The organism is Shewanella khirikhana (genome assembly GCF_003957745.1).
Classification (GTDB): Bacteria; Pseudomonadota; Gammaproteobacteria; order Enterobacterales; family Shewanellaceae; genus Shewanella; species Shewanella khirikhana.
On the sequence record NZ_CP020373.1, the window covers coordinates 2,967,458 to 2,993,704 of the forward strand.

Sequence of the window (26,247 nt, forward strand, 5' to 3'; positions counted from 1 at the left end):
GGGAACCTCTAGCTGGGTCGGAAACTGAAATCAGTGCAACACTGTGCCGTCGTCGCCACTTTCGCCTTCTTGGGGGCCAAATTCCTGATAGCAATGAATGGCAGCCATACGCACAAACTCAACGATTTCGGTGTAAGCCGCTTCGGATTCTTCATCCTCGGCCACATCGATTTCCACCTGAGCGATGGCAGCAAGATCGGCAACGATTTCACGCACGTCTTGGGGCGCTTTATTCAGCCCAGGCTGGATAATGGCAAGGCCGGTGAGAAAGCTTTGCACCCACAGTGACATGGCCTCAACCCGGTCACACAGCGGCTCTTCTTCTTCGGGCAGCAGCGGCGTAAAGCCAAAGTCCCGCTCAGCCAGACGCGCCTGGGTGTCGGTAAAGAGTTCTTCCACCAGCTGTTGCAGGTCGCCGGGCAACGCCTGACCATCATTCATCAGCTCAAGCAGCGGTTTGAGCCAGGCGCCGCGGCCCTGCTCTACGCCGCCGGCAATCAGGCCGACCATAGCGCCGTGGACTTCCACCGGATGCTGACCGATTTCGGCAGCCTCGAGCGCGGCGAGGAGTTTTTCGATTTTCAAAGAAGGTGGGGTTGCCATAAATTTCTGTCCGTGGCGTCAAACCAATTGGGGCAATGCTATCAGATGGGGCCAACACCACCAAGTTCAGTGGTCGCGATTTATGGCAATTTTGCGTGACGTTTGTCCGACATATCACAGCTTTGCTCACGCAAGCAGCAAACTCGATAAGTCAGGCGACGGATCCTCTGCCTTGGCCTTGCACTTTTGAAACCCGCCTTATATAGTCCGCCACATAAAGACCACCACAGGGATAGCCCATGAGCAGCAGCGCCATAGACATCACCCTCCTTGGACGCACCTACTCGGTCGCTTGTCCATCCGGACAGGAAGCGGCACTCAGGGCGGTGGCACATAAGCTCGAGCAGCAACTGACCTCGCTTCGCAGCCGTTCGAATAACCTCAGTCGGGAAGATTTGGCCATTATGGCTGCCCTGAATTTTGGTCACGAACTTTACGAAGAACAGAGGAAAAATCAGGACTATATGCAGCAAATGGATGACAGGATCCGCCTGCTGCAACGCACGTTAGAGCAGGCTTTGGTTGAGCGAAGCCACAAGGACGATTAAACTGATTACAGGTTTTGCGCCGGGTACAGTCCCGGTGTAACACCACCAAATTTGCTCCCTGGGTTGTGCGCCAGCTGGTAATGTCCCTGTGCCGATATTTTTGACTTTAGGGCAGGTGTTTTACCGACATTGAGCAGGCTCGGCTCGTACCGAGAAGCCTTAGGAAGTAATCGCAGGCCCGCCTTGAACCTACGGTTCAAGGGCTACACCGGCAGCGGCATTCCGGGGAGCATCTCAACTTATGACGGCATCCGTCACCGCCAAGGCGAACATCGCCCCAGCACATCAACATCTCCAGGCGCGCAGCGCCATCCGCAAACAGGTGCGCAGCCTAAGGCGCGCACTGTCGGACGATATCCAGGCATCTGCCGCCCATCAGGCAGCCATTCGTCTGCAGGCCGAGCTCAAAGGCGCCAAGCGAGTCGCACTTTATCTTGAAAACGACGGTGAAATCAGCCCGCGCCCTTTAATCGCCGCTCTGTGGCAACTGGGAGTTGAAGTCTATCTGCCGGTGCTGCATCCCTTCGCCGAAGGCCATTTGCTGTTTATCCGCTACGATGCCCAGACCGACATGCGCGAAAACCTCTACGGTATTCCCGAGCCCGTGCTGGCCTGCCATCAACTGTGCCCGGCCCATCGGCTCGACGCCATTATTACCCCGCTGGTCGCCTTCGATGAGACCGGCAACCGCCTCGGCATGGGCGGCGGCTTTTATGACCGCACCCTGGCGCAGCTGCCTGACAGCACCAGGGTGATAGGCCTTGCCCACGACTGCCAGCGCCTGCCCGCCCTGCCGGTTGAAGCCTGGGACGTGCCTTTGGCAACCATAGTGACGCCATCTCGCATACATAGCTTCGGCTGATTAACCAGAAAATACAGGCACTATAACGCCACAGCTCAGCCATGCTGAATTCAGAACACTGCCACTGGGGTTTATCCGGGGCGGTTCTCTTTTGGCAGCCAAATTGGGTAAGATGTGATTCAGGTTCAATCAATTAGCTCAATTCATGCCACCCAGACTCGAACGCGCCGGCAAGATAGACAGCGCCAAGCGTGCCCGCACCAAAATGACCATGATGGAAAACGCCTTCAATGCACTGATGGCCAGGCAATCTGTGTACAAAACCTTGTTTGGCAGCCTGATTGGCGCCGTGGTGGCATTGGGCTGTTTTACTGTCCTCGCCCAGCAGGACCTTGGCATGGTTTTCCTCTACTTACTGCCACCTGTGCTGATTGGCCTTGGTGCCAGAGTGCTGGGCCAGTGTTTTGAGTGGCAACTGCTGCTCATTCCTGCCGCCACGGCTGCCGTGGTGTATCTGGTGGTCTTCAGCTATCTGCTGCCGTTTCACAGCGAAGACTTGATAGTGGTGCCCCTTGGGATTGGTCTTGCCGGGTTTTGTGCCCGCACCCGTCTGACCGCGCTGGAGAAAAACGCCCTCTGGTACGCCAAAATGGGCAAGTTTGAAAATCAGGACGCGGATGAATAGCCGAACGCTTTTAGGCAAGCGATTGGTTTAACCAGCCAAATCTTGGCGTCTCTCTCGTCTGACTCGCCCGACAGCCCCACATCGTCGCTCTCAACGTTTGTCGCTTATTTCTATCTACGTTTTCACTTGGTTCTGGCCACGTTTTTCACCTGATTCTGGCCATGTATCTGGCCTGTGGCTGCAGCGCAGACCGCGGCCATGGGTAGCCAAGCATAACCCAAGCCAACTTTTTAACCTTTTCCGCCATTTCTTAACAAAGCTTGCGCTGGCGCAAACTTTATTTCCCTAGCAAAGAAACCCTACCTAAAAATTGATAGCGATCAAATATCTGCTGCGTCAACAACGCATACTGAGCCCAACAGAACAAGACGGCGAGCCAGCCTCGCCACCGCACAAAGGCTTTTAAAAAGGAATTCGATGATGAAATCAGAACTGGTTGTACTGCTGCTCGCGACTCTGGGTTTGGTATTGGCACTGGTTGGTCATATCGCAATGGGCTTTATGCTGAATGTCAGCGCCCTTGGCATGGTTGCCGCCCCTATGCCGTTTGTGCTGATGGTGGTTGCCGTGATTGCAGTGAAATACGCTGCAGCTCACGACAAGCCAAGCCACTGATATCGCTTAGTTTAGCTCAGGCTTCGCCGCCACATGGCTGGCGACGAGAGCGTTCAGCCAAGGCCCGCCCCAAGCGGGTCTTTTGCTTATCTGGCGTGTGCTTTTATCGCCAATAATCAAATGTCTGCAGCGCCGATTTTTGGAATTCCCGCAGGCCAGGGTCTACAGTAAAATCACGCCCCTTTTCAGTGATTCCCTGAGACGAAAACGTGGACTTCCCCAGCGAAATCAAACAACAAACCTGCGCAGACTGCCTGAGTGGCGTCTCACTCGGCTTTGATATCCGCATGGCTTTTCAGCCGATTATCGACTGGCAAAGCCGCAATATTTTTGCCTATGAGGCCCTGGTTCGCGGCCCTGAGGGACAAGGCGCCGCCTGGGTGTTTGAGCGAATAAATGATGCCAATAAATACTATTTCGACCAGGCCTGCCGGGTCAGTGCCATTAAAACCGCTGCCGAACTGGGCTGCGATACCTTCCTCACCATCAACTTTTTACCCAATGCCGTTTACAACCCCAAAAGCTGTATCAGGGCAACCATTGAAGCCGCCCATCTTTACGGCTTCGATTTGAAGAAGCTCATCTTTGAAGTGACTGAAGGAGAAGAGATTATCGACAAGGTGCACCTGAGAAATATTTTCCAGAGTTACGCCCAATTCGGTTTTCTCACCGCCATTGATGATTATGGTGCAGGTTACACCCACATTAGCTGGCTGGCGGAACTCAAGCCCAATGTGCTCAAGTTGGACATGTCGCTTATTCGCAATATCGACCGGGAGCCGCAAAAACAGGCGCAAATTAAAGACATCATGGCTCACTGCGCGCTGCAGGGCACCCAGGTTCTGGCTGAAGGTATTGAAACACTTGCTGAACTGGAGTGCCTGACCGGCTTGGGGATCCGTTACCTGCAAGGCTACCTGTTTGCCAAACCCAGTCTGGAGTATTTAACCCCTGCCACCGACATCCCCTTGCTGGGCTCGCCAAACTGAATAAACAAAAAAGCAGTGCCGAGGCACTGCTTTTTCATCATTTGGCTCCCAGTTTGGCTTGGGCTCTGAGTTTTGGCTTGAGCTCTGAGCTAAAGCCGGATTTAGCATCTGACAGAACGCTGGCTTAATGCGCCTCGGCGCCCTTGAACCTTGCTATCAGGTTCATCAGCATCACCGCCAGTGCTCCGGCAATAATGCCGAAAATCAGGTTAAGCAGGCTTGGGGTTAAAAATGCAAGCACAGGGCCAATCCCTGCGATGGCAGCCACATGTTCGGCGGCAGCCTCAATACCATGATGCAGCACTGCCACGCCGTGGGTAAGGATACCGCCTCCCACCATAAACATGGCCGCAGTGCCCACAATCGATAACAGTTTCATCAGCTTGGGGGCTGCCGCCAGGATCCAGCCACCAATGGTTTGAGCAATGCCGGACGCCTTTTTCGACAGCCACAGCCCCAAATCATCCAGCTTTACTATGCCCGCCACCAGGCCATACACGCCTATGGTCATGACCACGGCAATAATCGACAGGGTGGCAACCTGTGTCATAAAGGGGTGCTCAGCCACAACTCCCAGGGTAATGGCAATAATCTCGGCAGAAAGCACAAAGTCAGTACGTACCGCGCCCTTTACCTTTTGTTTTTCGTACTCTTTGGGTTCCATGCCCTTGGGGACAAGCGCCTCATGGGCATCTTCGCCCTCTGTGCCCTCATGCTTGGCCTTGCTGTGCCACAGCTTCTCAAAGCCCTCGAAGCACAAAAACAGGCCGCCAAACATCAACAAAGGCGTCACCAACCAGGGGGCGAAGGCGCTGATAAGCAGTGCCGCCGGTACCAAAATCAGCTTATTGAGAAACGAGCCTTTGGCAACCGCCCACACCACCGGCAGCTCGCGATCGGCATTCACTCCGGTAACCTGCTGGGCATTGAGGGCCAAATCATCACCCAGCACCCCGGCAGTCTTCTTGGCAGCAACCTTGCTCATCACAGACACATCATCAAGAATGGTCGCAATATCATCGAGTAAGGTGAGCAAACTGGCTCCGGCCATAACATCTCCTTGTGAAACTATCCTGAATTTTCAAAGGCTATCCTAATCCATTGCCGCAGCAAAGCGCAGCCCCGATTTTGCCAAACCGGCAGCAGATCCCGTAAAAGAGGACCTAGGATGGATTTTTGTTAAGCCCCAACCACTTTCACAACAAGTTACAGGTATACTAAGGGCAATTTTTCGCATTAACGTCTTTTACAGGACCTCACCATGACTCAAGACGAAATGAAAAAGGCCGCCGCCTGGGCCGCACTCAAGTACGTAGAAAAGGACAGCATCGTCGGTGTGGGTACCGGCTCCACGGTGAACCACTTTATCGATGCCCTGGGTACAATCAAGGCTGATATCGAAGGCGCTGTGTCATCCTCCGAAGCCTCCACCGCCAAGCTCAAGGCCTTGGGCATTCCGGTGTATGACTTGAACAGTGTCGACAGACTGTCGGTTTACGTGGATGGTGCCGATGAAATCAACGGCCAGATGGACATGATCAAAGGCGGCGGTGCAGCCCTGACCCGCGAAAAAATTGTCGCTGCCGTGGCCGACAAGTTTATCTGCATCGTGGATAACACCAAGGAAGTGGCGATTCTCGGCGAGTTCCCGTTGCCGGTTGAAGTCATCCCCATGGCCCGCTCTTATGTAGCACGTGAGCTGGTCAAACTGGGCGGCGACCCTGTATACCGCGAAGGGGTTGTCACCGACAACGGCAACGTGATCCTTGATGTGCACAACATGAAGATCATGGAGCCCAAGAAGCTTGAACAGCAAATCAACGGCATCGTAGGCGTAGTGACCAATGGTCTCTTTGCCCATCGCGGCGCCGACGTACTGCTGGTAGGTACTCCGGAAGGCGTGAAGACAGTTACAGCCTGATAGCCGCCGTTTCAGCACTAAAAAGCCACCCGAAGGTGGCTTTTTGTTTTATTGGCGAATGCTGAAGGACAATGTACTTTGTACCATCATTGCGTCCCTGGCATCCAAAAAGCTGTTCTGCACCTTGGTTCGCTCGGCGCGATAACTCTTCAGATCCATGGCCTTGCCCAAGTCTGTGACAGACACCGCATCGCTAGCCCCGAAAAACTGACTCAACTGCTCGCCACCACCCAGTACCAGATCCGGCAACTGGCCTTTGGCACCGCCATGAATACGCCAAGAGGTGGCGTCGCCCTGAAGGTTCCGGTGATAAATCGAAAACTTAGAGCTAACTGCTGTTGGAGATACCACACTAAAATCAAAGCTGAGCGGGTAGCTTTTAGCCAGCACACCCTGAGTCAGTTCGGTCTTCAAGGCCTGCCCCTGAGCGCCAAGTACCATAGGCTTAACGGAGGATAAATCTGCCTCTTGATCAACCCAGGCCAAAATCCCCCAACCAGTGCCTTCGTTGTCACCATTAGCAATAAACAAGTTAGCTTCGCTCAGCGATGGATAAACAAACTCAGATGCCAGCCTGGTGGTACTATCATAGGAGCCATAATGGTAGGGATTGGTAAAATACTGGGAAACACCTTTACGGCTGCCGGCAGCCACTTCAGCGCTCAGTTTCACTTTCACACCCGCATGGCTGAAGTCATTCAATGAAAGCGTGAATTCAGTCTTGTTATACACATCGATACGGGCTGCCAGACTTGCTGAGCCATCTGGTGTGCCAAGCTGTACCCTGAGCTTATCTGCATCGACTGTGCAAACTTCCATGCTTCTTTGAGTATCTGCTGCATCCAGGGCGGTTCTATCCAGAATGAAGCCTGTGCGTACAGCTGCTAAATCGGTCACATCGGCAGTGATAGTCCGGCAACCACAGTTTGCCTCTTCACTAATATCAAGAAAACGAACTTCACCGAGATCCTGGGCGCTGACATCGAGAAAACTGATGTATTCAGGCTCCTGCACCAGCAAGCCATTCCAGTTGATGTAGCGGGTATATCCCTTTACCGTGACATGTTTGGCATTTCCGGGCAGCTCAAACTCAAATTTGCCATTGGCATCTGCACTGACTTCAGATAACACAGCGCCATTGGCATCGTGAATGAGCATGCCGGCATCGGTAAAATCAGCCCCAACACCACAGCCATCCACTTTAACCGCATGCAGCTTAAAGGTATCTGGTTCAGAGGTGGAAGGCGGAGCGACGTCGGGGCGGTAGTCATCAACAGAGTCTGACGAGCCGCCACAGCCACCCAGAGCAACTGCAACGACCAACGCGAAGGGAGAGTATTTGAACATATTCAATTCCTTTGAAAAATGTCGGCACCACCCAAGTAAGGTGCGCGCAACCCCGTGCTTGCCTGTTGTTATCATTTTCAGCAGCGAGCCACGATTAGCACCAGTCCTGGCGCCGACCTGGCAACATCCTAAGACAATTTGTTTACTGCCGCATCAATTTGTTGATTTTTATGAGCTTACCGTATGAACCCCGAATAAGGGTTACATAGGCTCTATCTGCTCGACCAACAGCTGCAGGCTTTGATTGCCGCGAAACTCGTTCACATCGAGGCGGTAGGCAAGCTGCACGTGGCGCACAGTGGCATCGGGCCAGAGTTTGAGATCCACGTTAAAGGCGATGGCATCCAGCATCAGGCGGCCACATTCGGTTTCCACCATCATTTTCAGGTGCTTCTCGCCCACCAGCCGCTGCTGCAGCAAACGGAAATGACCGTCAAACAGCGGCTCTTCAAATCCCTGCCCCCAGGGGCCACTGGCACGCAGCAGCGCAGCGGTTTCCAGGGTCATAAACTCCACCGGCAGCTCGCCGTCTGAGAGGATTTCCCCGGTTAGCAGCTCTGGCGCCAATATCTCCCGCACAGTAGCATCGAAGATGGCGTTAAAGCGCTCGAAATCGGCTTTACCGAGACTCAGACCGGCTGCCATGGCATGGCCGCCAAACTTCAGAATAAGTCCCGGATGGCGGCTTGAAATCAGCTCCAGCAGATCCCGCATATGCAGCCCCTTGATGGAGCGGGCCGAGCCTTTGATTTCAGTGTCTGACGCCTCGGCGAAGGCGATAACCGGTCTGTGGTATCTGTCTTTAATCCGCGAGGCGAGAATACCTATCACCCCCTGATGCCAATCGTCCTGATACAGGGCAATGCCCCAGGGCAATTCATCTTCTTTAAGCTGCAGACGCTCGAGGCTTTTTAATGCTTCGGCCTGCATACCGGTTTCCAGCTCACGGCGCTCGAGGTTAAGACCATCAAGCTCTGCGGCCATACGGCGGGCGTACATGATATCGCTGCACATCAGGGTCTCGACCCCGAGGGACATTTCATCGAGACGACCGGCGGCATTGAGCCTTGGCCCTACGGCAAAGCCGAAGTCGGCAGCCACGGCGCGGGCGGGATTACGTTTGGCCACTTCCAGCAGCGCAGTAATGCCGGGGCGGCAGCGCCCTGCCCGCACCCGCTTAAGGCCCGCATCCACCAGAATACGGTTATTGGCATCCAGGCTTACCACGTCTGCCACTGTGCCCAGCGCTACTATGTCCACCAGGGTGGCAAGATTGGGCTCGGGTCTGCCGAGGCGGGCAAACCAGCCGCGGCTTCTAAGCTCTGCACGCAGGGCGAGCATCAGGTAAAACGCAACCCCGACACCGGCAATGGACTTACTGGCAAACTGGCAGCCGGGCTGATTGGGATTGACGATGGCATCGGCCACCGGCAACTCGTGTCCGGGCAAATGGTGGTCGGTGATCACCACCTGCATACCTGCGGCCTTGGCGGCGGCCACGCCATCTATGCTGCTGATACCGTTATCCACGGTGATAAGCACCTCGGCGCCCTTTTGCGCCGCCAGCGCCACCAAAGGCACGCTGAGGCCGTAGCCATAATCGAAGCGGTTGGGGATCAGAAAATCGGCGCCCTCTATGCCCATCATCGCCAGCGCCAACAGGCAAACTGAGGTGGAGGTGGCACCGTCGGCATCGAAGTCACCGACAATCAGCAGCCGCTTTCCTGCTTCGGCCGCATCCGCCAGAATGGCTGCGGCCTCTGGCAATCCCAGCATGGTTTCCGGCCTGAGCAAGGAGGCCAGTTCCTGCTCACATTCCTCGGCGGCCACGCCGCGACGGGCCAGCAGCTGTTTCAGCAGCGGATGCAGGTGTGCAGGCAGGTGGGAATCATCCACCGTAGGGCGTCTGGTGAGCTTGTACTTCACGCCGGAAACTCCTTGCAAAAGACTGACAACAAAAAGGTGAGCCTGGGCTCACCTTGGAAACCGAGCTGGTTCGGTTTATTGGGCGCTTACGCGCTCCAGTAGGTCAAACAGCGCACTGGGTGGCTGGTAACCCGGGATCATAGAGCCGTCTTCCAGCACAATGGCAGGGGTGCCATTCACACCGAAAGAGCCACCCAGATTGTACTGGCCGGCGATGTCGGCGTCACATCTGGCGGCGGTAATGGCGTTACCGGCTTTGGCATCGTCCATGGCTTTAAGTGGGTCTTTGGCGCACCACACGGCTTCCATCTCATCGGCGTTTGGTGAAGGCACGCCCTGGCGTGGGAAGGCGAGGTAACGCACGGTAATGCCAAGCTTGTTGTAGTCGGCCATCTCGCGGTGCAGTTTACGGCAGTAGCCACAGGTGATGTCGGTAAACACAGTCACCACGTGTTTTTCGTTTTTGGCTTTGTAAACCAGCATCTTGTCTTCGAAGTTTTTCAGCATTTCCAGACGCGGACCGGCCAGCGCGGCCTCGGTGAGGTTTTTCATCGAGCTGTCGAGGTCGTAGATATTGCCGTGGATAAGCTTGCTGCCATCCTGGGTGATATAGAGCACGCCACGGTTGGTGATCACCTGATACAGGCCTGAGATTGGCGCGGCGGCGACCGAGCTCACTTCCAGCCCCAGGGTATCTTCAACCTTTTTCTTGAGCATATCGTTTGGCGTTGGCGAGCTGGCAAAGGCCAATGGCGCCAGGGCGAGGGAAACCCAAAGGGTCAGGGTGCGAGACAATTTCATGTGAATTCCTTGATAAGCACGGCGGTTCAATATCGCTTAAAGACTTAGACCCGCGAATGGCCTGAAAAGTTACCGACTAATGTCGACAAAAGCAAATCGAGTGCCGTCGATTTTGTATCAGATAATGTTTTTGGCGTTTCGCATCAGCCCCTTGGGTGGTGCTGACCATGCAAATCCGCCAGTCGGGTCCTGGCCACATGGGTGTAGATCTGGGTTGTCGACAATGAACTGTGGCCCAGCAGTAACTGCACCACCCGCAGATCGGCGCCATGGTTCAAAAGGTGGGTTGCAAACGCATGCCTTAAGGTATGGGGCGACAGCTCGGTGTGAATACTGGCCCTGAGGGCGTAGAGTTTGATGCGATGCCAAAAGGTCTGGCGGGTCATCTGCTGGCCACGGCTCGATGGAAACACCACATCACAAGCACCCTGCTTGAGCAGTTGCTGACGCGAGCCATCGAAAAACAGCTCCAGCGCATCCTGAGCCACCTCGCCCATAGGCACCAGCCGCTCCTTGCCGCCTTTCCCGATAATCCGCACCAGCCCCTGACGCAGGCTAAGCTCGGACATCCCCAGCCCCACCAGCTCACTGACCCGCAGCCCGGTGGCATAGAGCAGCTCCAGCATGGCCTTGTCACGGCACTCTATCGGATCTTCGCTGTTTGGCTCGGCCAGCAGCCGTTCCACTTCGGCCTCGGACAGGCTGCCGGGCAAAGGTTTAGCAAGCTTGGGTGATTCCACCAGCGCGGTGGGATCTTCCGTTATCTGCCCCGACACCAATAAATGGCGGTAAAAGCGTCTCAGACTCGAGAGCATGCGCGCGGTGGAGGTTTTGGCCATGCCCTTTTCGACCCGAAACGCCAGATAGTCCCGCAAGGTCAGGGTGTCCAACGTCAGCAGTGTCATGCCCCGGCTTCCCAAAAACACCTCAAACTGCGCCAGGTCGGTTCGATAGGCACTGAGGGTATTGTCCGACAGCCCGTGCAGCGACCAGAGCTCATCCACAAAGGCATCGATAAGCATGGCGCCTTGGGCGCTGGGCTTCACCGCCGCGGTAGTTTTGGACGTCTTGCGACTGGGCTTATCGCTACGGGACTTATCACCACGGGATCTGCCGCTACGGGAGTTCCTGCTGGAAGATTTGGGGGCAGCGTTGGCGCTCAAGTCACACTCCATCACTGAGGCAAGCAAGAAGCCTCTCAAAACAACAAAAAAGCCGGGCAGGCCCGGCTTTGTCTGAATCTATGTCGGTTAAGCCGCCTCGGCCTGACGATTACCGATAAAGAGGCAGATTACCATGGTCACCACAGTTGGCAACAACCAGGCCATACCCTCGGCGTACAGTGGCATAAAGTCCACCAGACTCATATCAACACCGGCGGCTTTCAGGCCATCGATGGCACCAAACAGCAGCGCCACCGCCAGCACCAGTCTGTGGCCCAGCACAGGGTTTGGCATGCGCTCGGTCAGGAAGGTCACCGCCACCAGCGCAATCACCACAGGATAGATGCTCACCAGCACAGGAATACTGATGCTGATAAGCTGCGCCAGCCCCACGTTGGCCACCAAGGCACAAATGGCGGAGAACAGGATCACAAACTGGCGATACTTGATGCGCGGAAACAGCTCGTTGAAGTAATCGGAGCAGGCACTCACCAGGCCAACCGCCGTAGTCAGACAGGCCAGCGATACCACAGTCGCCAGCATGGCGGCGCCGAGGGTACCGAATTCGCGGTCAACATAACGGGTCAGGATCTGGCCGCCATTGTCGGCGCCAACGGCGATATCACCGGCAGTGGCCCCGAGGAAAAACAGCGAGATATACACAAACGCCAGGCCTGATGCAGCGATAATGGCAGCGCGCACCAGCGCATGGGTCTGTGCCTTGGGATCGTCCACCCCTTTTTTACGCAGCAGGTCGATAATCAGCATACCGAACATCAGCGAGGCCAGGGTATCCATGGTGTTGTAGCCTTCAATCACCCCTTTGATCAGTGGGCTTGCGGCGTAATCACCCTGAGGGGCAGCGGTTTCACCGCCGGGCAGCAGGATAACCGACACGGCCAGCGCCACCAGCAGTACCATCAGCACCGGCGTCAGAACCTTACCCACGCTGTCCATCAGCTTGCCGGGGAACAGCGCCAGCAGCATGGTTACTGTGAAAAAGCCGAGGGTGAACAGCAACTGAGCCACATTCAGGCTCACACTGCCCAGCATCCACACGGCGCTGGTATCGCCAAGAAAGGGCTTGGCACCAATCTCAAACGCCACCAGGCCGGTGCGGGGCGCTGCAAAGGCAGGGCCGATAATGATATAGATAGCCACCGCCAGCGCAGTGGCAGCCACCGCAGGCAGGTAGGCCATAACCTTACCCTGGGTTTTGGCCACAGCAATCAGGCCCACCAGCGGCATACCCACGGCCGTCACCAGGAAGCCCATCATCGCCAGTGGCATGTTTTCTCCGGCAAGCATGCCCGCAAACGGCGGGAATATCAGGTTGCCAGCCCCCAAAAAGAACGCAAAGGTCATAAATCCCAGACTCAGGGTGTCTGAGAAACTCATCTGCTTGTTTTGCACAAGAAGCCCCATCTTATTAGTGTTTTGTTAACAAACTTAAGTGATTATCCCGCGCTTGGCTACCGGCTTGCATCGACGCAATCGGACTTGTAAAGCCATGCTTACAGGAAAAAATGGGTAAATTTGGCGTGAACTGCCCAAAAAAACCGCAGCCCCGAGGCAAGTTTTGCTAAAAATCGCCGCCGAGGGGCCCGAAGTCGTGTAAAAAGCCCCGGGAAGGACAGAGACTATTATCAAAGCCATCGCCCGAGCGCAAGGAAACGGCCGTTCATCCGCTAAAAAAGCGCGCGGATGCAACATCGGGGCTAACGCGATGTTGCCCGGGATCACAAAGCTGCCCGTTTGTGGGCCTTGGCGCGTCACATCCCCCTAACCTTTAACGCCTAGAGGTAAGACCAGAACTAAACCAGGGCTCACAGGTAGAACTGGGATTTTCCGGCAATTGGACAAGGGCTCTGCTACTATGCCCGGCAATGCGCAGCCGCGGGCACTGAAGGCATATTGGCCCCAAGTGATAATGGCGACCACAGATAACAGACAACCAACAAGGGCAATCAAACGATGGGGTTCAGCTTCAAGGCATTTCATATCGACGATGAGGGCTGCGGCATGCCGGTGAGCACCGACGGTGTGCTTTTGGGGGCCTGGGCCGACCTTGACGGCGCCGACTCAGTACTGGATCTCGGTGCCGGCAGCGGTTTGCTGTCGTTGATGGCTGCCCAGCGCTCTGATGCCAGCATTACCGCCGTCGAAATCGACACAGCCGCGGCCAACGCCTGCCGCCACAACTTTGCCGCCAGCCCCTGGGCCGACAGGCTTTGCTTGATTGAAGCCGATGCCACTTCGTCCACAGCGCTTAGCGGCGAAGTGTTTACTCACATTTTGTGTAACCCGCCCTATTTTGAGACAGGTCCACTCAGCGACAAGCCCGGCCGCGCCCAGGCAAGGCACACAGGCAGCCTGAGTTTTACTGCGCTGTGTCAGCTGTTTGCAACACACCTTAGCGAAAATGGCGTTGCCAGTGTTATCCTGCCTACCGAGAGCGAAGCGGCTTTTTTGCAAGCACTCACTCACGCTGAGCTTTATGTCAGCCGCCGGGTGGCCGTCAGTACCGTTGAGGGGAAACCGCCGCGCAGGCTATTGATAGCGATATCGAAAATACCTTGCCAGCCCACAGAAACCCAGCTGGCAATCCGTGACATTCAAGGCCATTACACCCAGGCCATGACTGAGCTCACCAGAGACTTTTACCTGAAACTGTAAGACAAGGTATCGAAGCGCCAACAAAGCGCCTATAATACCGCGCCTGATTTCGTAGGAACGCCGCCATGCAATTTGAAGATTTCCAATTAGACCCCGCCCTGCTGGAGTCGCTGAAAGCCATGGGGCATACGTCCCCCACCACCATTCAACGCATGACAGTCCCTCTTGCGATGGAAGCCAGGGACATTCTGGCGCGTGCCCCTACCGGCACAGGTAAAACCGCCAGCTTCCTGCTGCCTGCGCTGCAGCACCTGATTGATTTCCCTCGCCGCCGTCCCGGTCAGGCGCGGGTGCTTATCCTTACCCCCACCCGGGAACTGGCAAGCCAGGTGCATCGCTACGCCTGCCATCTGGCCACCGACCTCGAGCTGGATATCAAGATCATCACCGGCGGTGTGCCTTACCAGCCCCAGGAAGCCATGCTGAAACAAAACGTGGACATTCTGGTTGCCACCCCAGGCCGCTTGCTCGAGTACCTCGACAAGGGACTGTTCAGCGCCGAGCTGGTTGAAACCCTGGTGATTGATGAAGCCGACCGCATGCTGGACATGGGCTTTGGCGATGTGGTGAAAACCCTGGCTGTTGAAGCTCAGGGCCGCAAGCAAGCCCTGCTGTTCTCTGCCACCCTCGAAGGCGGCGGTGTAGGTGCTTTTGCCCGCGAACTGCTGAACGATCCTGTGTTTGTGGAATCCGAGCCACCACGCAGCGAAAAGGCCAAAATCCACCAGTGGATCCACCTTGCCGATGACAAGAACCACAAGTTCGCGCTGCTATGTCACCTGCTCAAGCAGGAAGACGTGACCCGCGCCATTGTGTTCTGTAAGACCCGCGAAGTGGTTGCCAGCCTCGATGGCATGTTGCAACAGGAAGGCATTGCCTGCGCCTTTATGCGCGGTGACATGGATCAGAAGAAACGCTTCCAGGCACTGGGCCGCTTTACCAAGGGTGAAGTGAACGTGCTGCTGGCCACCGATGTGGCCGCCCGTGGTATCGATATCGACGATATCAGCCATGTGATTAACTTCGACATGCCACGCTCGGCCGATACCTATGTGCACCGTATTGGCCGTACCGGTCGTGCCGGTGCCAAGGGCACGGCCATCTCGCTGGTTGAAGCCCACGATATGCGTATTCTGGGGAAGATTGAGCGCTACACCGAGCAGTCGCTCAAGCGTCGGGTAATCGAAGGCCTGCGCCCCAAGCACAAAGAAGCCAAGGTACCGGGCAAGAAGAAGGTCAAAGCCAAAGACGGCAAGGCCAAGAAGCCCAAAAAATCCGCTAAAAAATAACCACTTTTGTAACTTGTTGTTAAGGGAGCCCACAGGCTCCCTTTCTTTTTGCGCAGCATTTATTCAGCCCCAACCAAATATCAAAGGCTTGCCAAGGACTTGGCAGCACTCAAACGCCTATTAGCGGAACAAAATCAGATACATTTCCTTTACAAAAACTGATTGGTATAGCAAGCCGCATTTGGTAACTTAGGCACCGTTACCTGAAAATGGATAAGCGGGCCGCTATGAGTACACTGTTAAGAAGAACCCTCCCTATCATCATCCTCTTCCTGTTTATATTTGCCGCCGTGGTATTGCTCGGCATGAAGGAAGCGCCCGAGCAGAAAGCCGACGAGCTGCCACTGCCGTTAATTGAAGTGACTGAAGTCCATCAGGAAACCGTCTCTCTCAACCTGCCTTCCTACGGTGTGGTTGCCCCCAAACACAAGACCCAACTGGTCGCCGAAGTACAGGGACGCCTGCTGAGCGTGTCGGCAAACTTTGTCTCCGGTGGTGTGGTGAAAAAAGGCGATGAGCTGGCGGTGATTGAGCCTTCAGATTATCAAGCCGATTTGATGCAGGCAGAAGCCAGTCTGGCTCAGGCCACAGCAGCGCTGAATGAAGAGATTGCCCGCGGCGAAGTGGCCAAGATCGAGTTCAAGGGGTACGACAAAGGCGTGCCACCAGAGCTTGGTCTGCGTATCCCTCAGCTGAAAAAAGAACAGGCCAACGTGAAATATGCCGAGGCAGCACTTGCCCGCGCCAAACGTAACCTGGAACGCACCGTGATCCGCGCCCCCTTCGACGGTATCGTCAAGGCACGCAGCGTGGATCTGGGCCAGTATGTCACCCTTGGCACTAAGCTTGGTGAGCTTTACGACACCGGCGTTGCCGAAATTCGCCTGCCGATTACCAATGCCGATTTGGCCTACCTTGAATCGGTCGATAACCCCGACACCCAAGTCACCTTAAGCGCCACCCTGGCTGGTCGTGACGTGGTATGGCAGGGCGAAATCGTGCGCAGCGAAGGCGTTATAGATCAGAGCAACCGCATGGTGTATCTGGTTGCCGAGGTGAAAGACCCTTATCTGCGCCTGCACAAGAGCACCGGCGAACTGCCACTTAAGTTTGGTACCTTCGTGAATGCCATCATCAAGGGCCGCACCGTCGATGGCATTGTTAAACTGCCCCGCTACATAGTGCGCGACAGTAAAGTGCCTGTGGTACTTCCCGACAACACCCTGGAACTGCGTGAAGTCAAAGTTGTGCGCACCGATGTGGAGCATGCCTTCATCAAAGACAGCCTGAAAAACGGCGAGCGTGTATCCATTACCAATATCGGCAACATGGGCAGTGGCCAGATGGTGAAAATCCAGGGCGAAGACAAACCTGACAGCAGCAAGGACGACACAGCGCCTTCCGATGAGCGTCTGGCGCAGGCAGGGGACAAGTAACCATGGACACCCACAAAGGCATAATTGCATGGTTTGCCCGCAACAGTGTGGCGGCAAACCTGCTGATGATAGTGCTGCTGATTGGCGGTCTGTTCAGCACCCAAATCATCAATAAAGAAATTTTCCCCAGCTTCGAGATGAACCTGCTGCAAATATCCGTGGCCTATCCGGGCGCGGCGCCGCAGGAAATCGAAGAAGGGATCAACATCAAAATCGAAGAAGCGATTCAGGATGTTACCGGCATCAAGAAGGTGACGTCGGTCGCCAGCGATGGTTTTGGCAACATCACCGTGGAAGTTGAAGACGGGGTGGATCCCAAAACCGTACTCGATGAAGCCAAGCTGCGTATCGATGCGATTTCCACCTTCCCGGCTAACATTGAAAAGCCCAACATTTATCAACGAAAGCCTGAAAACAATGTGATCTGGCTGTCGGTGTACGGCGATCTCAATCCCCACGAAATGAAGGAGCTGGCCAAAAACATCCGTGATGAAGTGGCGGCGCTGCCTTCGGTGACCCGCGCTCAGGTGGCTGGTGCCAGGGATTATGAAATCGGCATCGAGGTGTCTGAAGATAAGCTGCGGGAATACGGCCTTACCTTCACCCAGGTGGCCATGGCGGTGCAAAACTCCTCACTGGATCTGCCCGGCGGTGCCATTCGCGCCAAAGACGGTGATATTTTGCTGCGCACCAAGGGCCAGGCCTACACAGGCGATGACTTCTCCAGCATAGTGGTGGCCACCGGCTTGGACGGCAGCCGGGTAATGTTGAGCGATGTGGCGGCCATCAAGGATGACTTCGAAGAGCGGCTCGAATACACCCGCTTTAACGGCAAACCCGCAGTGATAGTGGAAGTGCTGAGCCTGAAAGGCCAGGACGCCGTTGCCATTGCCGAAGACGTGAAATCTTACCTTGGTGAGCGCAAACTCACCCTGCCGGCCGGCGCCGAGCTCGACTACTGGGGCGATTTGACCCACTACCTCAACGGTCGCCTCAACATGATGTTGTCGAACATGCTGATGGGCGCCGCATTGGTATTTGTAATTCTGGCCTTGTTCCTCGACCTCAAACTCGCCTTCTGGGTTATGGTCGGGATCCCGGTGTGCTTCCTCGGCACTGTGTTGGTGATGCCGCTGGAACCCTTCGGGCTGACCATCAATATGCTCACCCTATTCGCCTTTATTTTGGTGTTGGGGATATTGGTGGACGACGCCATTGTGATTGGCGAGAGCGTGCACACCGAGGTGGAGCGCCACGGCCACAGCATGGATAACGTCATTCGCGGCGCCCAAAAGGTGGCCATGCCCGCCACCTTCGGGGTGTTGACCACCATTGCCGCCTTTATCCCTATGCTGATGGTGGATGGCCCCATGGGCATCATCTGGAAATCCATCGGCATGGTGGTCATCCTCTGTCTTGCTTTCTCTTTGGTGGAATCCAAACTCATTCTGCCGGCTCACCTTGGCCATATGAAAGTCAGCACCAAGGCACCCACCAGCCGCCTGGGACTGATGAAGCAAAGATTCAACGAACGAGTGGCCCACTTTATCCATCACAGCTACAAAGGCTTCCTTGAGCGCGCCATCTACCACAGATACAGCTGGCTGGCGGGCTTTATTGGCGTCTTGTTCCTGTCGATTGCCCTAGTGGGCAGCGGCATGGTGCGCTGGGTGTTCTTCCCCAGCATTCCGTCGGATTTCGTCCAGGTACAGCTGGAAATGGAAGAAGGCACCTCGGAAGAAACCACCCTCAAGGCACTGCAGGATATCGAAGATGCTCTGTACCGCATGAACGGTGAGATGGAGCAAAAGTACGGTGAACCTGTGGTCAAGCACAGCTTTTTTGCCCTCAACTCCCGCACCAGCGCCTTTATTTTCACCGAGCTGACCAAGGGTGAAGATCGCGAGCTGGACGGAAATGCCATTACCGAAGCCTGGCGTGATGCGGTGCCGGAAATGGTCGGGGTGAAAAAACTGTCGATGAACGCCACTACCGGGGATGGCGGCGCCGATGTGGCCTTCCGCCTGCAGTCAAGCGACCTTGAGCAACTGGCGCTGGCCGCCAAGGAGCTTAAAGCCAAGCTTGGTACCTACGAGGGGCTGTACGACATTGCCGATAACTACTCCTCCGGCAGCCATGAAATTCGCCTGAAGATCCGCCCCGAAGCCGAGGCACTGGGGCTGACCCTGTCGGATCTGGCGCGTCAGGTGCGTTACGGCTTCTACGGCTATGAGGCCCAGCGAATCCTGCGCAACAAAGAAGAAGTGAAGGTGATGGTGCGCTACCCACTGGAGCAGCGCCGCACCCTCGGGCATTTGGAAAACATGCTGATCCGCACCCCGGATGGCAATGCCGTGCCCTTCGCCACCGTGGCCGATTTTGAAGTGGGCGATTCCTACTCCGCCATCACCCGGGTGGACGGTCGCCGCGCCATCAGCATCACCGCCGCCGCCAACAAAGACAAGGTTGAGCCCGGCAAAGTGGTGGCAGAGATTGAAAAAGACTTTATGCCGCAGCTCAAGCGCAAGTACCCCCATATATCCAGTGCGCTCGATGGCCAGAGTCAGGAAGAAGCCAGCGCCATGTTCAGCCTGCTGCAGGGGCTGTTCTTCGCGCTCTTTACCATCTATGCGCTGATGGCGATTCCGCTTAAATCCTACAGCCAGCCGCTTATCATCATGTCGGTTATTCCCTTCGGTATGATTGGCGCCATCATTGGCCACCTGATACTGGGGCTGTCGCTGAGCGTATTGAGCCTGTGCGGCATCATCGCCCTTGCCGGGGTAGTGGTGAACGACTCGCTGATTTTGGTGGACTTTGTTAACCGCGCCAGGGCGCAGGGTTACTCGATAAAAGATGCGGCAGTGAATGCAGGTTGTTTCCGCTTCCGGGCGATTATCCTGACCTCGCTTACCACCTTCTTCGGTCTGGTGCCGATTATTCTGGAGCGCAGCCTGCAGGCGCAGATTGTGATCCCCATGGCCACCTCGCTGGCATTCGGGATTTTGTTCTCCACCGTGGTGACCCTGATCCTGGTGCCGCTGCTGTACGTCATTCTGGCTGATTTCAGCAAACTGTGGCGCCGTTTCTTTAACTGGTGGTGGCGCCCGGCAAGCCAGGAGCACGCCCATGAAGCTGCGCACATGAGCCCAAGCTCAGGCCACAGCGATATGCCGGGGAAGCATGACGCATTGTGACAAGCGCTGAGGCACTGCAGGCACAAGGTGCGAGGCACAGGCAGTAATTCAGGCGCGCGGCTATCACCATGATACCGACGCCAGAACAGGAAAAGGGAGAGCACAGGCTCTCCCTTTTTGATCCCGCAGACATTTTCCGGCGCATCCCTTTGTTAGACTGCCGCCATCCATCCTGAGTAAGGACGTGCCCCAGGCACTGCAGTTCCATGCACACAGACACCACCATCAGCGAACAGACCCAGCCCACGCTGGTTTACGATATCCGTCAAAGCCGTTATCTCAACATCACCGGCCGCTGCACCCTGCGCTGCGCCTTTTGCCCCAAGCAGCAGGGCAGCAAGCAAATTCATCAGTATCAGCTTGCCCTGAGCAGCCAGCCGACCACCGCAGACTTTTTGCCCCTGCTTGGCGATGTGAGTCAGTTCGATGAATATGTTTTTTGTGGCTACGGCGAACCCACCTTAAATCTGGCAACTCTGCTGGGGGTTGCCCGGGAAATCAAAGCCCGTGGCGGCAAGGTCAGGGTGAACACCGATGGCCTTGGCAACCTGTTCCATAAGCGCAATATCCTGCCTGAACTGGCGAGCTGCGTGGATGCCCTGTCGGTCTCCCTCAATGCCCAGGACGAAGACACCTATCTGCGTCACTGCCAACCCAAACTCAAGGGCTCCTTTGCCGCGGTCAATGCCTTTATAAAAGAGGCACCCAAATACATAGCGCGGGTGGAAGTGTCAGCCATCGAGGGCCTGGAAGGCGTGGATATTGATGCCTGCCGCGCCCTGGTGGAGGCTGCAGGTTGCCGCTTCAAGCATCGCAAGCTCGACATCATGGGCTGATGCCGCAGCTCCTTGAATGCTCTCTTCATTGGTCGGGGATTCGTGTTAACATGTTGTCCACTTTTGACCCAACCTGATTTGGCATGCTCAAACCCAACACCGGACTCTCACCTCTGACCTCACTGCTGACCGACGCTCAGGGCGTACGCTGGTCCCATCAGCGGATGCTGGCCATCGCCAGCCAGCTGGCCATGTTGGTGATTAGCGTGGTGCTGGTAACCAATGTGATTATCACCCTGGGTGAGCGGCGCTTACAGGAAGAATGGGCCACCCAGAGATACAGCGAACTACAAACCGTGGGCACCATGATTGCCGACAAGGTGACCTTTCAGCAGTTTCGCACCCAAACCTTCGCCCGCGGCGAATTGCTGCGCCAATACATGGAAAGCGGCGATGAGGCCATTAAAGAAAAGCTGTTGAGTCAGTGGACAAGCTTGCAGAAAAACATGCCGGAGCTGATGGGGATAGCTCTGTTTGATGCCCGGGGCGAGTTTATGTTTGCCTCCACCAACCAGTTTGGCACCCAAACCCTGCCCCCCTCGCTGCTGGGCGGTGCCCGCAATATGGGCGGCAATGAGATTTACAGCTCGCCGATGGAGTTTTTGTCCATCAATGGCGGCCTCGAGCCCTACATGTACCAGTTGGCCTGGCTCGAAAACCCGGATCAGACAGTGCGCGGCTATCTGGTCACCTACAACTCCATGCTGCGCACCCTGGAGCTGGTGAAACCGGCCATCAGTTCCGGCCAATCGCCGATGATGATGTTCGACACCCAGGGCCTGATGTACGCCGGTGCCAGTGATAATCCGCTGCCAAGGCTGCCCGAATCCCTCAACGCCAGCCTGCGTCAGAGCTATCCGGCACTGTGGCGGCAAATGGCCATGAGCAACTTCGGCCAGTTCCACGGCGACGATGCCACCTTCGTGTATCTCAAGGTGGATTTGACCACCCAATACGAAACCCGCCGCGAATACTTTTTGGTGTCCTACATCCGCAACGATGATATCGCCTCTCGCTTTGCCCGCTGGCAAACCATTCTGATTGTTGGCGCGGTAATTCTCACCCTGCTGGCCTCGGCGGCTGTGGTGCTCACTCACCTGTATCGTCTCGAGCAGCGCGCCCGCCACAACAGTATTCAACTGGCGGCAGACTTGTTCAGTGGCGATGAAGGCATGCTGCTGGTGAACGACAAGGGCCGGGTACTGAGTGCCAACCCTACCGCCGGTATGCTGCTGGCGCTGGCGGCCGATCAGCTTACCGACCGCAGTTTGCAGCGCTGTTTGCAGCTCGACGACGACACCTACGCCCGCATCATTCAAACCGCCCAGAACAAGGGCGAATGGCGCGGTGAGATGAGTCTGGACAATACCCCGGATGCACTGCTGACCGTGCAAATCCGCTATACCCGCGCCAATCGCGACCGTCAGCGCTACTTCCTGGTGGGCCTGACCGACATCAGTGAGCTGGCCCAAAGCCGCAAGCAGGAATCCCTGCATCGCCTGCTGGCCGACAGCGCTGTGGCCACCGCCCTCACCCGCGCCGATGGCACCCTGCTCAAGTACAACAGCGCCTTTGAGCAACTGCTGGATATTGCCGAGCCCATCAGTGGCAATCTGGCGGATATTCTGGAAAACGATTTGGGCAACCAGTGGCCGCGCATCAGCCAGATGGTGGCCATGCAGGGCAGCTGGCAAGGGCAAATCCTTTGCACCAACAATGCCTCCACCTGTTTGCAAGCCACGCTCAAAGGTCATCTCGATGACGAAGGGGATGTGGAATATCTGGTGTGTACCCTGGAGCAGGCCGCCAGTCGCCGTGGCAAAGACAACGGCCACCTTATCCCCAATCGCAGCACCATTCTGGCCAATATTGAAGATTTGCAGCGCTACTTCGAAGCCCTGGGCGAATCCAGCCGGAGTGATTCCTGCCTAATGCTGATGGACATCAGCCCATCGGGAATGCTGAGCCATATGAGCGATATCGGCCAGCTGGAGAAGCGCCAGCAGGAAGTGGAAATGTTGCTGCTCAAAGAGCTGCCATCAAACTTCCAGATCTCCCACTGGCAACTGGGTAAACTGGTGATCATTCTGCCATCCACCGGCAACAACGAGGCTCACAAATACGCTATGGATGTGCTGGGTGAACTCAACACCCATGGCCTGGGCGAAGGGATTTCCATCGGTATTGCCGCGTATCAGGACGGTCAGGATTTGGAAGCCTACATCAGCCACGCCGAAATCGCCCTTAAGCGGGCCAAACAAACCGGCGATCAGAAGATTTGCCAGGCCTTTACCCGCTGACACCCAACAGCTGCTCCGGCAGGGATTTCTCACTCACACTGATGATCCCGGAGCGGTTTAAGGTGATCTTGTATCTGGCATAACGGGGCGGTTTGCGCCCCTCGCGGTACACCAACACCACGTTGATTTGATAACGGCGCTCGGCGGTCTCGGCGCTGATATTGCCTTCCTGCTCGCGAAACACCCTCACCTTGCCGCGCTCCAGATAGCGCACAAAGGGCACCAGACTGAATGACACCTGCTCCGACAGGGTGTCGTACCCCGCCAAAAAGTCTTCATCGTTTACCCGGGTGGAAATGCCGTAATGCAGGTATTCCGCCTCGATGCGGTTTTGCTGGTGACGGCGGCTGAGGATTTCCGTCACCGCCGTCGGCAGGTCTTTACTGCGCATAAAGTCGAGCCACACCTGCTGGCGGGCAATGACTTTTTGGCTGGAAGTGTCCCGCAGCAATCGGCTCCAGCGCGGGCGGCCGCGCTGAATGGCCCGCCACATGACGTTGCGGATATCTTCTTTAAAAATCTCGCGAAAACCGTAAATCACCGCCAGGGTAAACAGCAGACTCATGGTCAGGCCGCTGAATACCCCCTGAGCCTTGATGATAAGCGCCGACACCACCAACATCACCAAACCGGTGGCAAGGCCAGTGACAAACTTTTTCAGGCCAACACCGAGGGGTTTCAGCTCTTCTTTCAGTACCACCCCTTGCTGGATAAGCCGCCTGAGCAGCAACATCTTATTGGAGATACGGTTATGATCTGACTTGGTTTTTTCTGAGTTGTAGCGCCTGGAGTCGCGATACTCTGATTCACTGCGACACAGTGCCAGCGTCGATTCGCGCACCATCTCAAAGCTTTCAGCTTCCTCCGCCGGCAACTCAGGGGCATGCATCAACAGCTGCAACAGCTTTTGCTCGCAGTGCCAGGATAAATAGTTGTCGGCGTGTTCAAACCAGGGCTTCCACTTGGGCTCGGTGGGCTCGCTGCGGCGGAATTTTTTCAAGATCCCCACCACCTGCTCGCCAAGCTCCGACAGCGCAGGAAAGAATTCCTCCGCCGTTTTCAGTTGCAGCAGCTCCTTGGTGTCATTCTCCATCGCCACCGCAAACTGATAGGCAAACAGGTTCAGATAGAGCCTGAACTCTTCCATAGTGCGCTTGTTGAGGCTGATAAAACGGCTTTGCACCAACGGCAGATGCAGGCCGTCGGAATAGTAAGCCCGCCGCCCCACAATGGCGCTGTGGAAGTATTCCTCTTCATCCAGGCTCTCGGGGCCAATGCCCATTTCTTTGGGCAGGGCAAAATAGAGATCCAACCGGCAGGCATCGCCCGTGCCGAGCTGATGGGAAAATTTAACCGAAAGCGCGTCTTCCTGTTTTAACTGAACGTTGGCCACAAGCCTCCCGAAGGGGTTGGAAAGAGAGAAAGCGGATTTAAAAAAGTGATTGAAGGCATAAGCTTAGCCTTCCCCTTCAGTGTGCCAAGACAGCGTTAATGGATCAACCGGCAACCACAGACAGTATTGCTCGGCTGAAACAGCACAATAGCGTAGTCGCGGGCAGTATCCAGCTCGAGGATTTCCAGCTCCAGCTCATGTAAGCCTTTGCCGGACAGATTCAGGCCGCTGACATAGGAAACATAGCTCATGTGCATGGGCACTGGCGAGCCGTCCTTGCCGGGCTTTTCTTCCTTGCTGTGGATGGCGATGTTGTAGCGGTTACCGGCGCCGGGGGAAGTATTGAGTTTCCCCTCCATGCTGATGCTGCCCGCCTGGGTGCCATCGAGGTTGAAGTAACGGTAATGCATCTGCGCCCGCTTGCCCTTGGTCACCAGATCCACCAGCAGGTACTGACGCGCCTTGCCGCCATCCCCCGGCTCATAGAGTTCTGATGAGCAATTCAGCAAGGTGGTTTCTGCGCCGCGGGTGAGCGAATAGATAGTACCGAGCGCCAGCATCAGCAGCAGTAAAATACTGAGGTTAATCCCCCAAATCCAGGGCCTAGTCACAGATGTCGACCTCCTTCAGCCACTCGGGGCTGATAAAGGCTCTGGGCTCACGACCATCGCTGACTTTAAGGTTTCTCACCACCGCCTGACCGAGATAATCGCCACGCATGGTGATATTGAGCACCCTTGAGTCGTGACTTAACGACACAAACACGTCGCGCCAGCGCGACTTGCGGCAATCACCAAGGGCACCGGCGATGATAGCGGCCTTATCCAGTAGCAGCGTATTGTTGCTGCGGGAATGGGCATAGAGCACCAATTTCACCAACTGGCCGTCGGCCTGAGTCAGGGTTTGCACTCGCAGCGGCGCGGTCGGCGCCAGCTCGCCGACCCGGTAGGCGTAGTAAATACTGGCGCTGATGGCAAGCAGCATCAGCAGGGCCAGCAGCCACACCGGCATTACACTGAAGCGGCGGCCAAGGCGAATTTGGCAGCTTTGGTGGGGGGCAGCCTGGGGCACAACCTGCTGGCGCAGCATATAGCCCTGGCCCTTCACGGTTTCAATCAACAGCTCGCTGCCGGGACCGATAAAGGAGCGGATCATAAATACCGCCCGGGCAACGGACGAGTCGCTCAAGTCGTCATGGGCTTCATCGCCGCGGCGTAAATCCGATTTGGAAACCACTTCGTCGGGATGACGCACCAACAACCTCAGCACCTGCAATTCGGCGCGGGGCAAATGCCATACGTCGCCGGAGGCGCTGTTGGTCAGCTCCCCCCTGGCGTCATCAAACCAGCATTCACCCAATTGCATTCCAAACCCTCAACAGTTGCACGGGGCAATTGTAACGGAACGGGCACAAATCAACTGTGATCTGGATTAAGGCGCGGTCTTTCTTTGCCTCGAAGGAGGTATCTTTGAAAATTGTGAATCCGCACAGGATGTTGAATCTGCTTCAGTCCAGCGTTGAAGCGTCATGAAGGTGGATGAATTCACATGAATATTACAAATAGCGCGATCTGACGCGATTATCGCCCTTATTTCCCTGTTGCCATAACGCATATCGTTCGAAAACGCCTATCCAAAAACCGTCGGTTCCGCCCCCGGGTTCAAGGGGGATAAATCACAGTCTTCGTTTTACTGGCCGCCATACTGGCTCCATGGCCAC

The 26,247-nt window shown here is 55.9% G+C and carries 22 protein-coding genes and 1 other RNA gene; 13 read left to right on the forward strand and 10 right to left on the reverse strand.

Features of this window, described 5'->3' with window-relative positions; all coding sequences use genetic code 11:
- Positions 1 to 30 precede the first annotated feature (30 nt).
- Positions 31 to 603 (reverse strand): UPF0149 family protein, encoded by a 573-nt coding sequence (locus tag STH12_RS12950; protein WP_126167918.1) that lies wholly within the window; start codon positions 601 to 603, stop codon positions 31 to 33.
- A gap of 239 nt (positions 604 to 842) precedes the next feature.
- Here STH12_RS12950 and STH12_RS12955 point away from each other — a divergent pair, with 239 nt between their 5' ends.
- From STH12_RS12955 to STH12_RS12980, 6 genes are all read left to right on the forward strand, one after another.
- Positions 843 to 1,151 (forward strand): cell division protein ZapA, encoded by a 309-nt coding sequence (locus STH12_RS12955; protein WP_126167919.1) that lies wholly within the window; start codon positions 843 to 845, stop codon positions 1,149 to 1,151.
- Positions 1,152 to 1,203: 52 nt separating this feature from the next.
- Positions 1,204 to 1,384, forward strand: a non-coding RNA gene (gene ssrS / locus STH12_RS12960) — 6S RNA.
- A gap of 8 nt (positions 1,385 to 1,392) precedes the next feature.
- On the forward strand, positions 1,393 to 2,013 hold the full coding sequence (locus STH12_RS12965) for a 5-formyltetrahydrofolate cyclo-ligase (RefSeq protein ID WP_126167920.1): 621 nt from the start codon (positions 1,393 to 1,395) through the stop codon (positions 2,011 to 2,013).
- A gap of 145 nt (positions 2,014 to 2,158) precedes the next feature.
- Entirely contained in the window at positions 2,159 to 2,638 is a 480-nt protein-coding gene (locus STH12_RS12970) for a hypothetical protein (RefSeq protein ID WP_126167921.1), read from the forward strand.
- 417 nt (positions 2,639 to 3,055) lie between these two features.
- Positions 3,056 to 3,253 carry a hypothetical protein gene (locus STH12_RS12975; protein WP_237158608.1) on the forward strand — a complete coding sequence of 66 codons (198 nt, stop codon included), beginning with the start codon at positions 3,056 to 3,058 and terminating at the stop codon, positions 3,251 to 3,253.
- Positions 3,254 to 3,462: 209 nt separating this feature from the next.
- A complete protein-coding gene (locus STH12_RS12980) occupies positions 3,463 to 4,242 on the forward strand; it encodes an EAL domain-containing protein (protein WP_126167922.1) in 780 nt (259 codons plus the stop codon).
- 124 nt (positions 4,243 to 4,366) lie between these two features.
- Here STH12_RS12980 and STH12_RS12985 read toward each other — a convergent pair whose 3' ends face one another.
- Positions 4,367 to 5,293, reverse strand: coding sequence for a DUF808 domain-containing protein (locus tag STH12_RS12985; RefSeq protein WP_126167923.1), 927 nt, complete (start codon positions 5,291 to 5,293; stop codon positions 4,367 to 4,369).
- A 210-nt stretch (positions 5,294 to 5,503) separates the two neighbouring features.
- Between STH12_RS12985 and rpiA the strand changes: the two genes are divergently transcribed.
- Positions 5,504 to 6,163, forward strand: coding sequence for a ribose-5-phosphate isomerase RpiA (gene rpiA / locus STH12_RS12990; RefSeq protein WP_126167924.1), 660 nt, complete (start codon positions 5,504 to 5,506; stop codon positions 6,161 to 6,163).
- A 48-nt stretch (positions 6,164 to 6,211) separates the two neighbouring features.
- Here the strand turns inward: rpiA and STH12_RS12995 are convergent, their stop codons facing one another.
- The 5 genes from STH12_RS12995 to brnQ all read right to left on the reverse strand — a co-directional run bounded on the left by STH12_RS12995 (position 6,212) and on the right by brnQ (position 12,825).
- Positions 6,212 to 7,510, reverse strand: a complete 1,299-nt coding sequence (locus STH12_RS12995) for a hypothetical protein (RefSeq protein ID WP_126167925.1) — start codon at positions 7,508 to 7,510, stop codon at positions 6,212 to 6,214.
- Positions 7,511 to 7,711: 201 nt separating this feature from the next.
- Positions 7,712 to 9,436, reverse strand: coding sequence for a single-stranded-DNA-specific exonuclease RecJ (recJ, locus tag STH12_RS13000; protein ID WP_126167926.1), 1,725 nt, complete (start codon positions 9,434 to 9,436; stop codon positions 7,712 to 7,714).
- A gap of 75 nt (positions 9,437 to 9,511) precedes the next feature.
- Positions 9,512 to 10,237, reverse strand: coding sequence for a bifunctional protein-disulfide isomerase/oxidoreductase DsbC (gene dsbC, locus STH12_RS13005; RefSeq protein WP_126167927.1), 726 nt, complete (start codon positions 10,235 to 10,237; stop codon positions 9,512 to 9,514).
- Between the two features lie 143 nt (positions 10,238 to 10,380).
- Entirely contained in the window at positions 10,381 to 11,259 is an 879-nt protein-coding gene (gene xerD, locus STH12_RS13010) for a site-specific tyrosine recombinase XerD (RefSeq protein WP_126169517.1), read from the reverse strand.
- 228 nt (positions 11,260 to 11,487) lie between these two features.
- Positions 11,488 to 12,825 (reverse strand): branched-chain amino acid transport system II carrier protein, encoded by a 1,338-nt coding sequence (gene brnQ, locus STH12_RS13015; RefSeq protein ID WP_126167928.1) that lies wholly within the window; start codon positions 12,823 to 12,825, stop codon positions 11,488 to 11,490.
- 549 nt (positions 12,826 to 13,374) lie between these two features.
- On the opposite strand from brnQ, the gene STH12_RS13020 reads away from it, so the two are divergent.
- From STH12_RS13020 to STH12_RS13045, 6 genes are all read left to right on the forward strand, one after another.
- Positions 13,375 to 14,076 carry a tRNA1(Val) (adenine(37)-N6)-methyltransferase gene (locus STH12_RS13020; RefSeq protein ID WP_126167929.1) on the forward strand — a complete coding sequence of 234 codons (702 nt, stop codon included), beginning with the start codon at positions 13,375 to 13,377 and terminating at the stop codon, positions 14,074 to 14,076.
- A gap of 65 nt (positions 14,077 to 14,141) precedes the next feature.
- Positions 14,142 to 15,365: an ATP-dependent RNA helicase SrmB gene (gene srmB / locus STH12_RS13025; protein WP_126167930.1), complete on the forward strand. Its 1,224-nt coding sequence runs from the start codon at positions 14,142 to 14,144 to the stop codon at positions 15,363 to 15,365.
- 227 nt (positions 15,366 to 15,592) lie between these two features.
- Positions 15,593 to 16,801, forward strand: coding sequence for an efflux RND transporter periplasmic adaptor subunit (locus STH12_RS13030; protein WP_237158611.1), 1,209 nt, complete (start codon positions 15,593 to 15,595; stop codon positions 16,799 to 16,801).
- 2 nt (positions 16,802 to 16,803) lie between these two features.
- A complete protein-coding gene (locus tag STH12_RS13035; RefSeq protein ID WP_126167932.1) occupies positions 16,804 to 19,998 on the forward strand; it encodes an efflux RND transporter permease subunit in 3,195 nt (1,064 codons plus the stop codon).
- A gap of 206 nt (positions 19,999 to 20,204) precedes the next feature.
- Positions 20,205 to 20,834 (forward strand): TatD family nuclease-associated radical SAM protein, encoded by a 630-nt coding sequence (locus tag STH12_RS13040; RefSeq protein WP_126167933.1) that lies wholly within the window; start codon positions 20,205 to 20,207, stop codon positions 20,832 to 20,834.
- An 83-nt stretch (positions 20,835 to 20,917) separates the two neighbouring features.
- Complete coding sequence (locus STH12_RS13045; RefSeq protein WP_126167934.1) at positions 20,918 to 23,134, forward strand: PAS domain-containing protein; 2,217 nt, start codon at positions 20,918 to 20,920, stop codon at positions 23,132 to 23,134.
- Here STH12_RS13045 and STH12_RS13050 read toward each other — a convergent pair.
- The 3 genes from STH12_RS13050 to STH12_RS13060 all read right to left on the reverse strand — a co-directional run bounded on the left by STH12_RS13050 (position 23,124) and on the right by STH12_RS13060 (position 25,892).
- Positions 23,124 to 24,527: a hypothetical protein gene (locus STH12_RS13050; RefSeq protein WP_126167935.1), complete on the reverse strand. Its 1,404-nt coding sequence runs from the start codon at positions 24,525 to 24,527 to the stop codon at positions 23,124 to 23,126. The two genes, STH12_RS13045 and STH12_RS13050, sit on opposite strands and share 11 nt — an antisense overlap.
- 95 nt (positions 24,528 to 24,622) lie before the next feature.
- Positions 24,623 to 25,138, reverse strand: a complete 516-nt coding sequence (locus STH12_RS13055; protein WP_126167936.1) for a hypothetical protein — start codon at positions 25,136 to 25,138, stop codon at positions 24,623 to 24,625.
- Positions 25,131 to 25,892, reverse strand: a complete 762-nt coding sequence (locus STH12_RS13060; protein ID WP_126167937.1) for a winged helix-turn-helix domain-containing protein — start codon at positions 25,890 to 25,892, stop codon at positions 25,131 to 25,133. The genes STH12_RS13055 and STH12_RS13060 overlap by 8 nt, the downstream gene beginning before the upstream one ends.
- Positions 25,893 to 26,247: the final 355 nt, after the last annotated feature.

What these genes read in the sequence shown, in the direction of transcription:
- STH12_RS13035 (WP_126167932.1), top strand. Translation starts at nt 16,804, where the DNA reads ATGGACACCCACAAAGGCATAATTGCATGGTTTGCCCGCAACAGTGTG.
- STH12_RS12950 (WP_126167918.1), bottom strand. Translation starts at nt 603, where the DNA reads ATGGCAACCCCACCTTCTTTGAAAATCGAAAAACTCCTCGCCGCGCTC.
- STH12_RS13030 (WP_237158611.1), top strand. Translation starts at nt 15,593, where the DNA reads ATGAGTACACTGTTAAGAAGAACCCTCCCTATCATCATCCTCTTCCTG.
- brnQ (WP_126167928.1), bottom strand. Translation starts at nt 12,825, where the DNA reads ATGGGGCTTCTTGTGCAAAACAAGCAGATGAGTTTCTCAGACACCCTG.
- STH12_RS12970 (WP_126167921.1), top strand. Translation starts at nt 2,159, where the DNA reads ATGCCACCCAGACTCGAACGCGCCGGCAAGATAGACAGCGCCAAGCGT.
- dsbC (WP_126167927.1), bottom strand. Translation starts at nt 10,237, where the DNA reads ATGAAATTGTCTCGCACCCTGACCCTTTGGGTTTCCCTCGCCCTGGCG.
- STH12_RS13020 (WP_126167929.1), top strand. Translation starts at nt 13,375, where the DNA reads ATGGGGTTCAGCTTCAAGGCATTTCATATCGACGATGAGGGCTGCGGC.
- STH12_RS12955 (WP_126167919.1), top strand. Translation starts at nt 843, where the DNA reads ATGAGCAGCAGCGCCATAGACATCACCCTCCTTGGACGCACCTACTCG.
- STH12_RS12975 (WP_237158608.1), top strand. Translation starts at nt 3,056, where the DNA reads ATGATGAAATCAGAACTGGTTGTACTGCTGCTCGCGACTCTGGGTTTG.
- STH12_RS12965 (WP_126167920.1), top strand. Translation starts at nt 1,393, where the DNA reads ATGACGGCATCCGTCACCGCCAAGGCGAACATCGCCCCAGCACATCAA.
- rpiA (WP_126167924.1), top strand. Translation starts at nt 5,504, where the DNA reads ATGACTCAAGACGAAATGAAAAAGGCCGCCGCCTGGGCCGCACTCAAG.
- STH12_RS12985 (WP_126167923.1), bottom strand. Translation starts at nt 5,293, where the DNA reads ATGGCCGGAGCCAGTTTGCTCACCTTACTCGATGATATTGCGACCATT.
- STH12_RS13060 (WP_126167937.1), bottom strand. Translation starts at nt 25,892, where the DNA reads ATGCAATTGGGTGAATGCTGGTTTGATGACGCCAGGGGGGAGCTGACC.
- STH12_RS13040 (WP_126167933.1), top strand. Translation starts at nt 20,205, where the DNA reads ATGCACACAGACACCACCATCAGCGAACAGACCCAGCCCACGCTGGTT.
- srmB (WP_126167930.1), top strand. Translation starts at nt 14,142, where the DNA reads ATGCAATTTGAAGATTTCCAATTAGACCCCGCCCTGCTGGAGTCGCTG.
- xerD (WP_126169517.1), bottom strand. Translation starts at nt 11,259, where the DNA reads ATGCTTATCGATGCCTTTGTGGATGAGCTCTGGTCGCTGCACGGGCTG.
- STH12_RS13045 (WP_126167934.1), top strand. Translation starts at nt 20,918, where the DNA reads ATGCTCAAACCCAACACCGGACTCTCACCTCTGACCTCACTGCTGACC.
- STH12_RS12995 (WP_126167925.1), bottom strand. Translation starts at nt 7,510, where the DNA reads ATGTTCAAATACTCTCCCTTCGCGTTGGTCGTTGCAGTTGCTCTGGGT.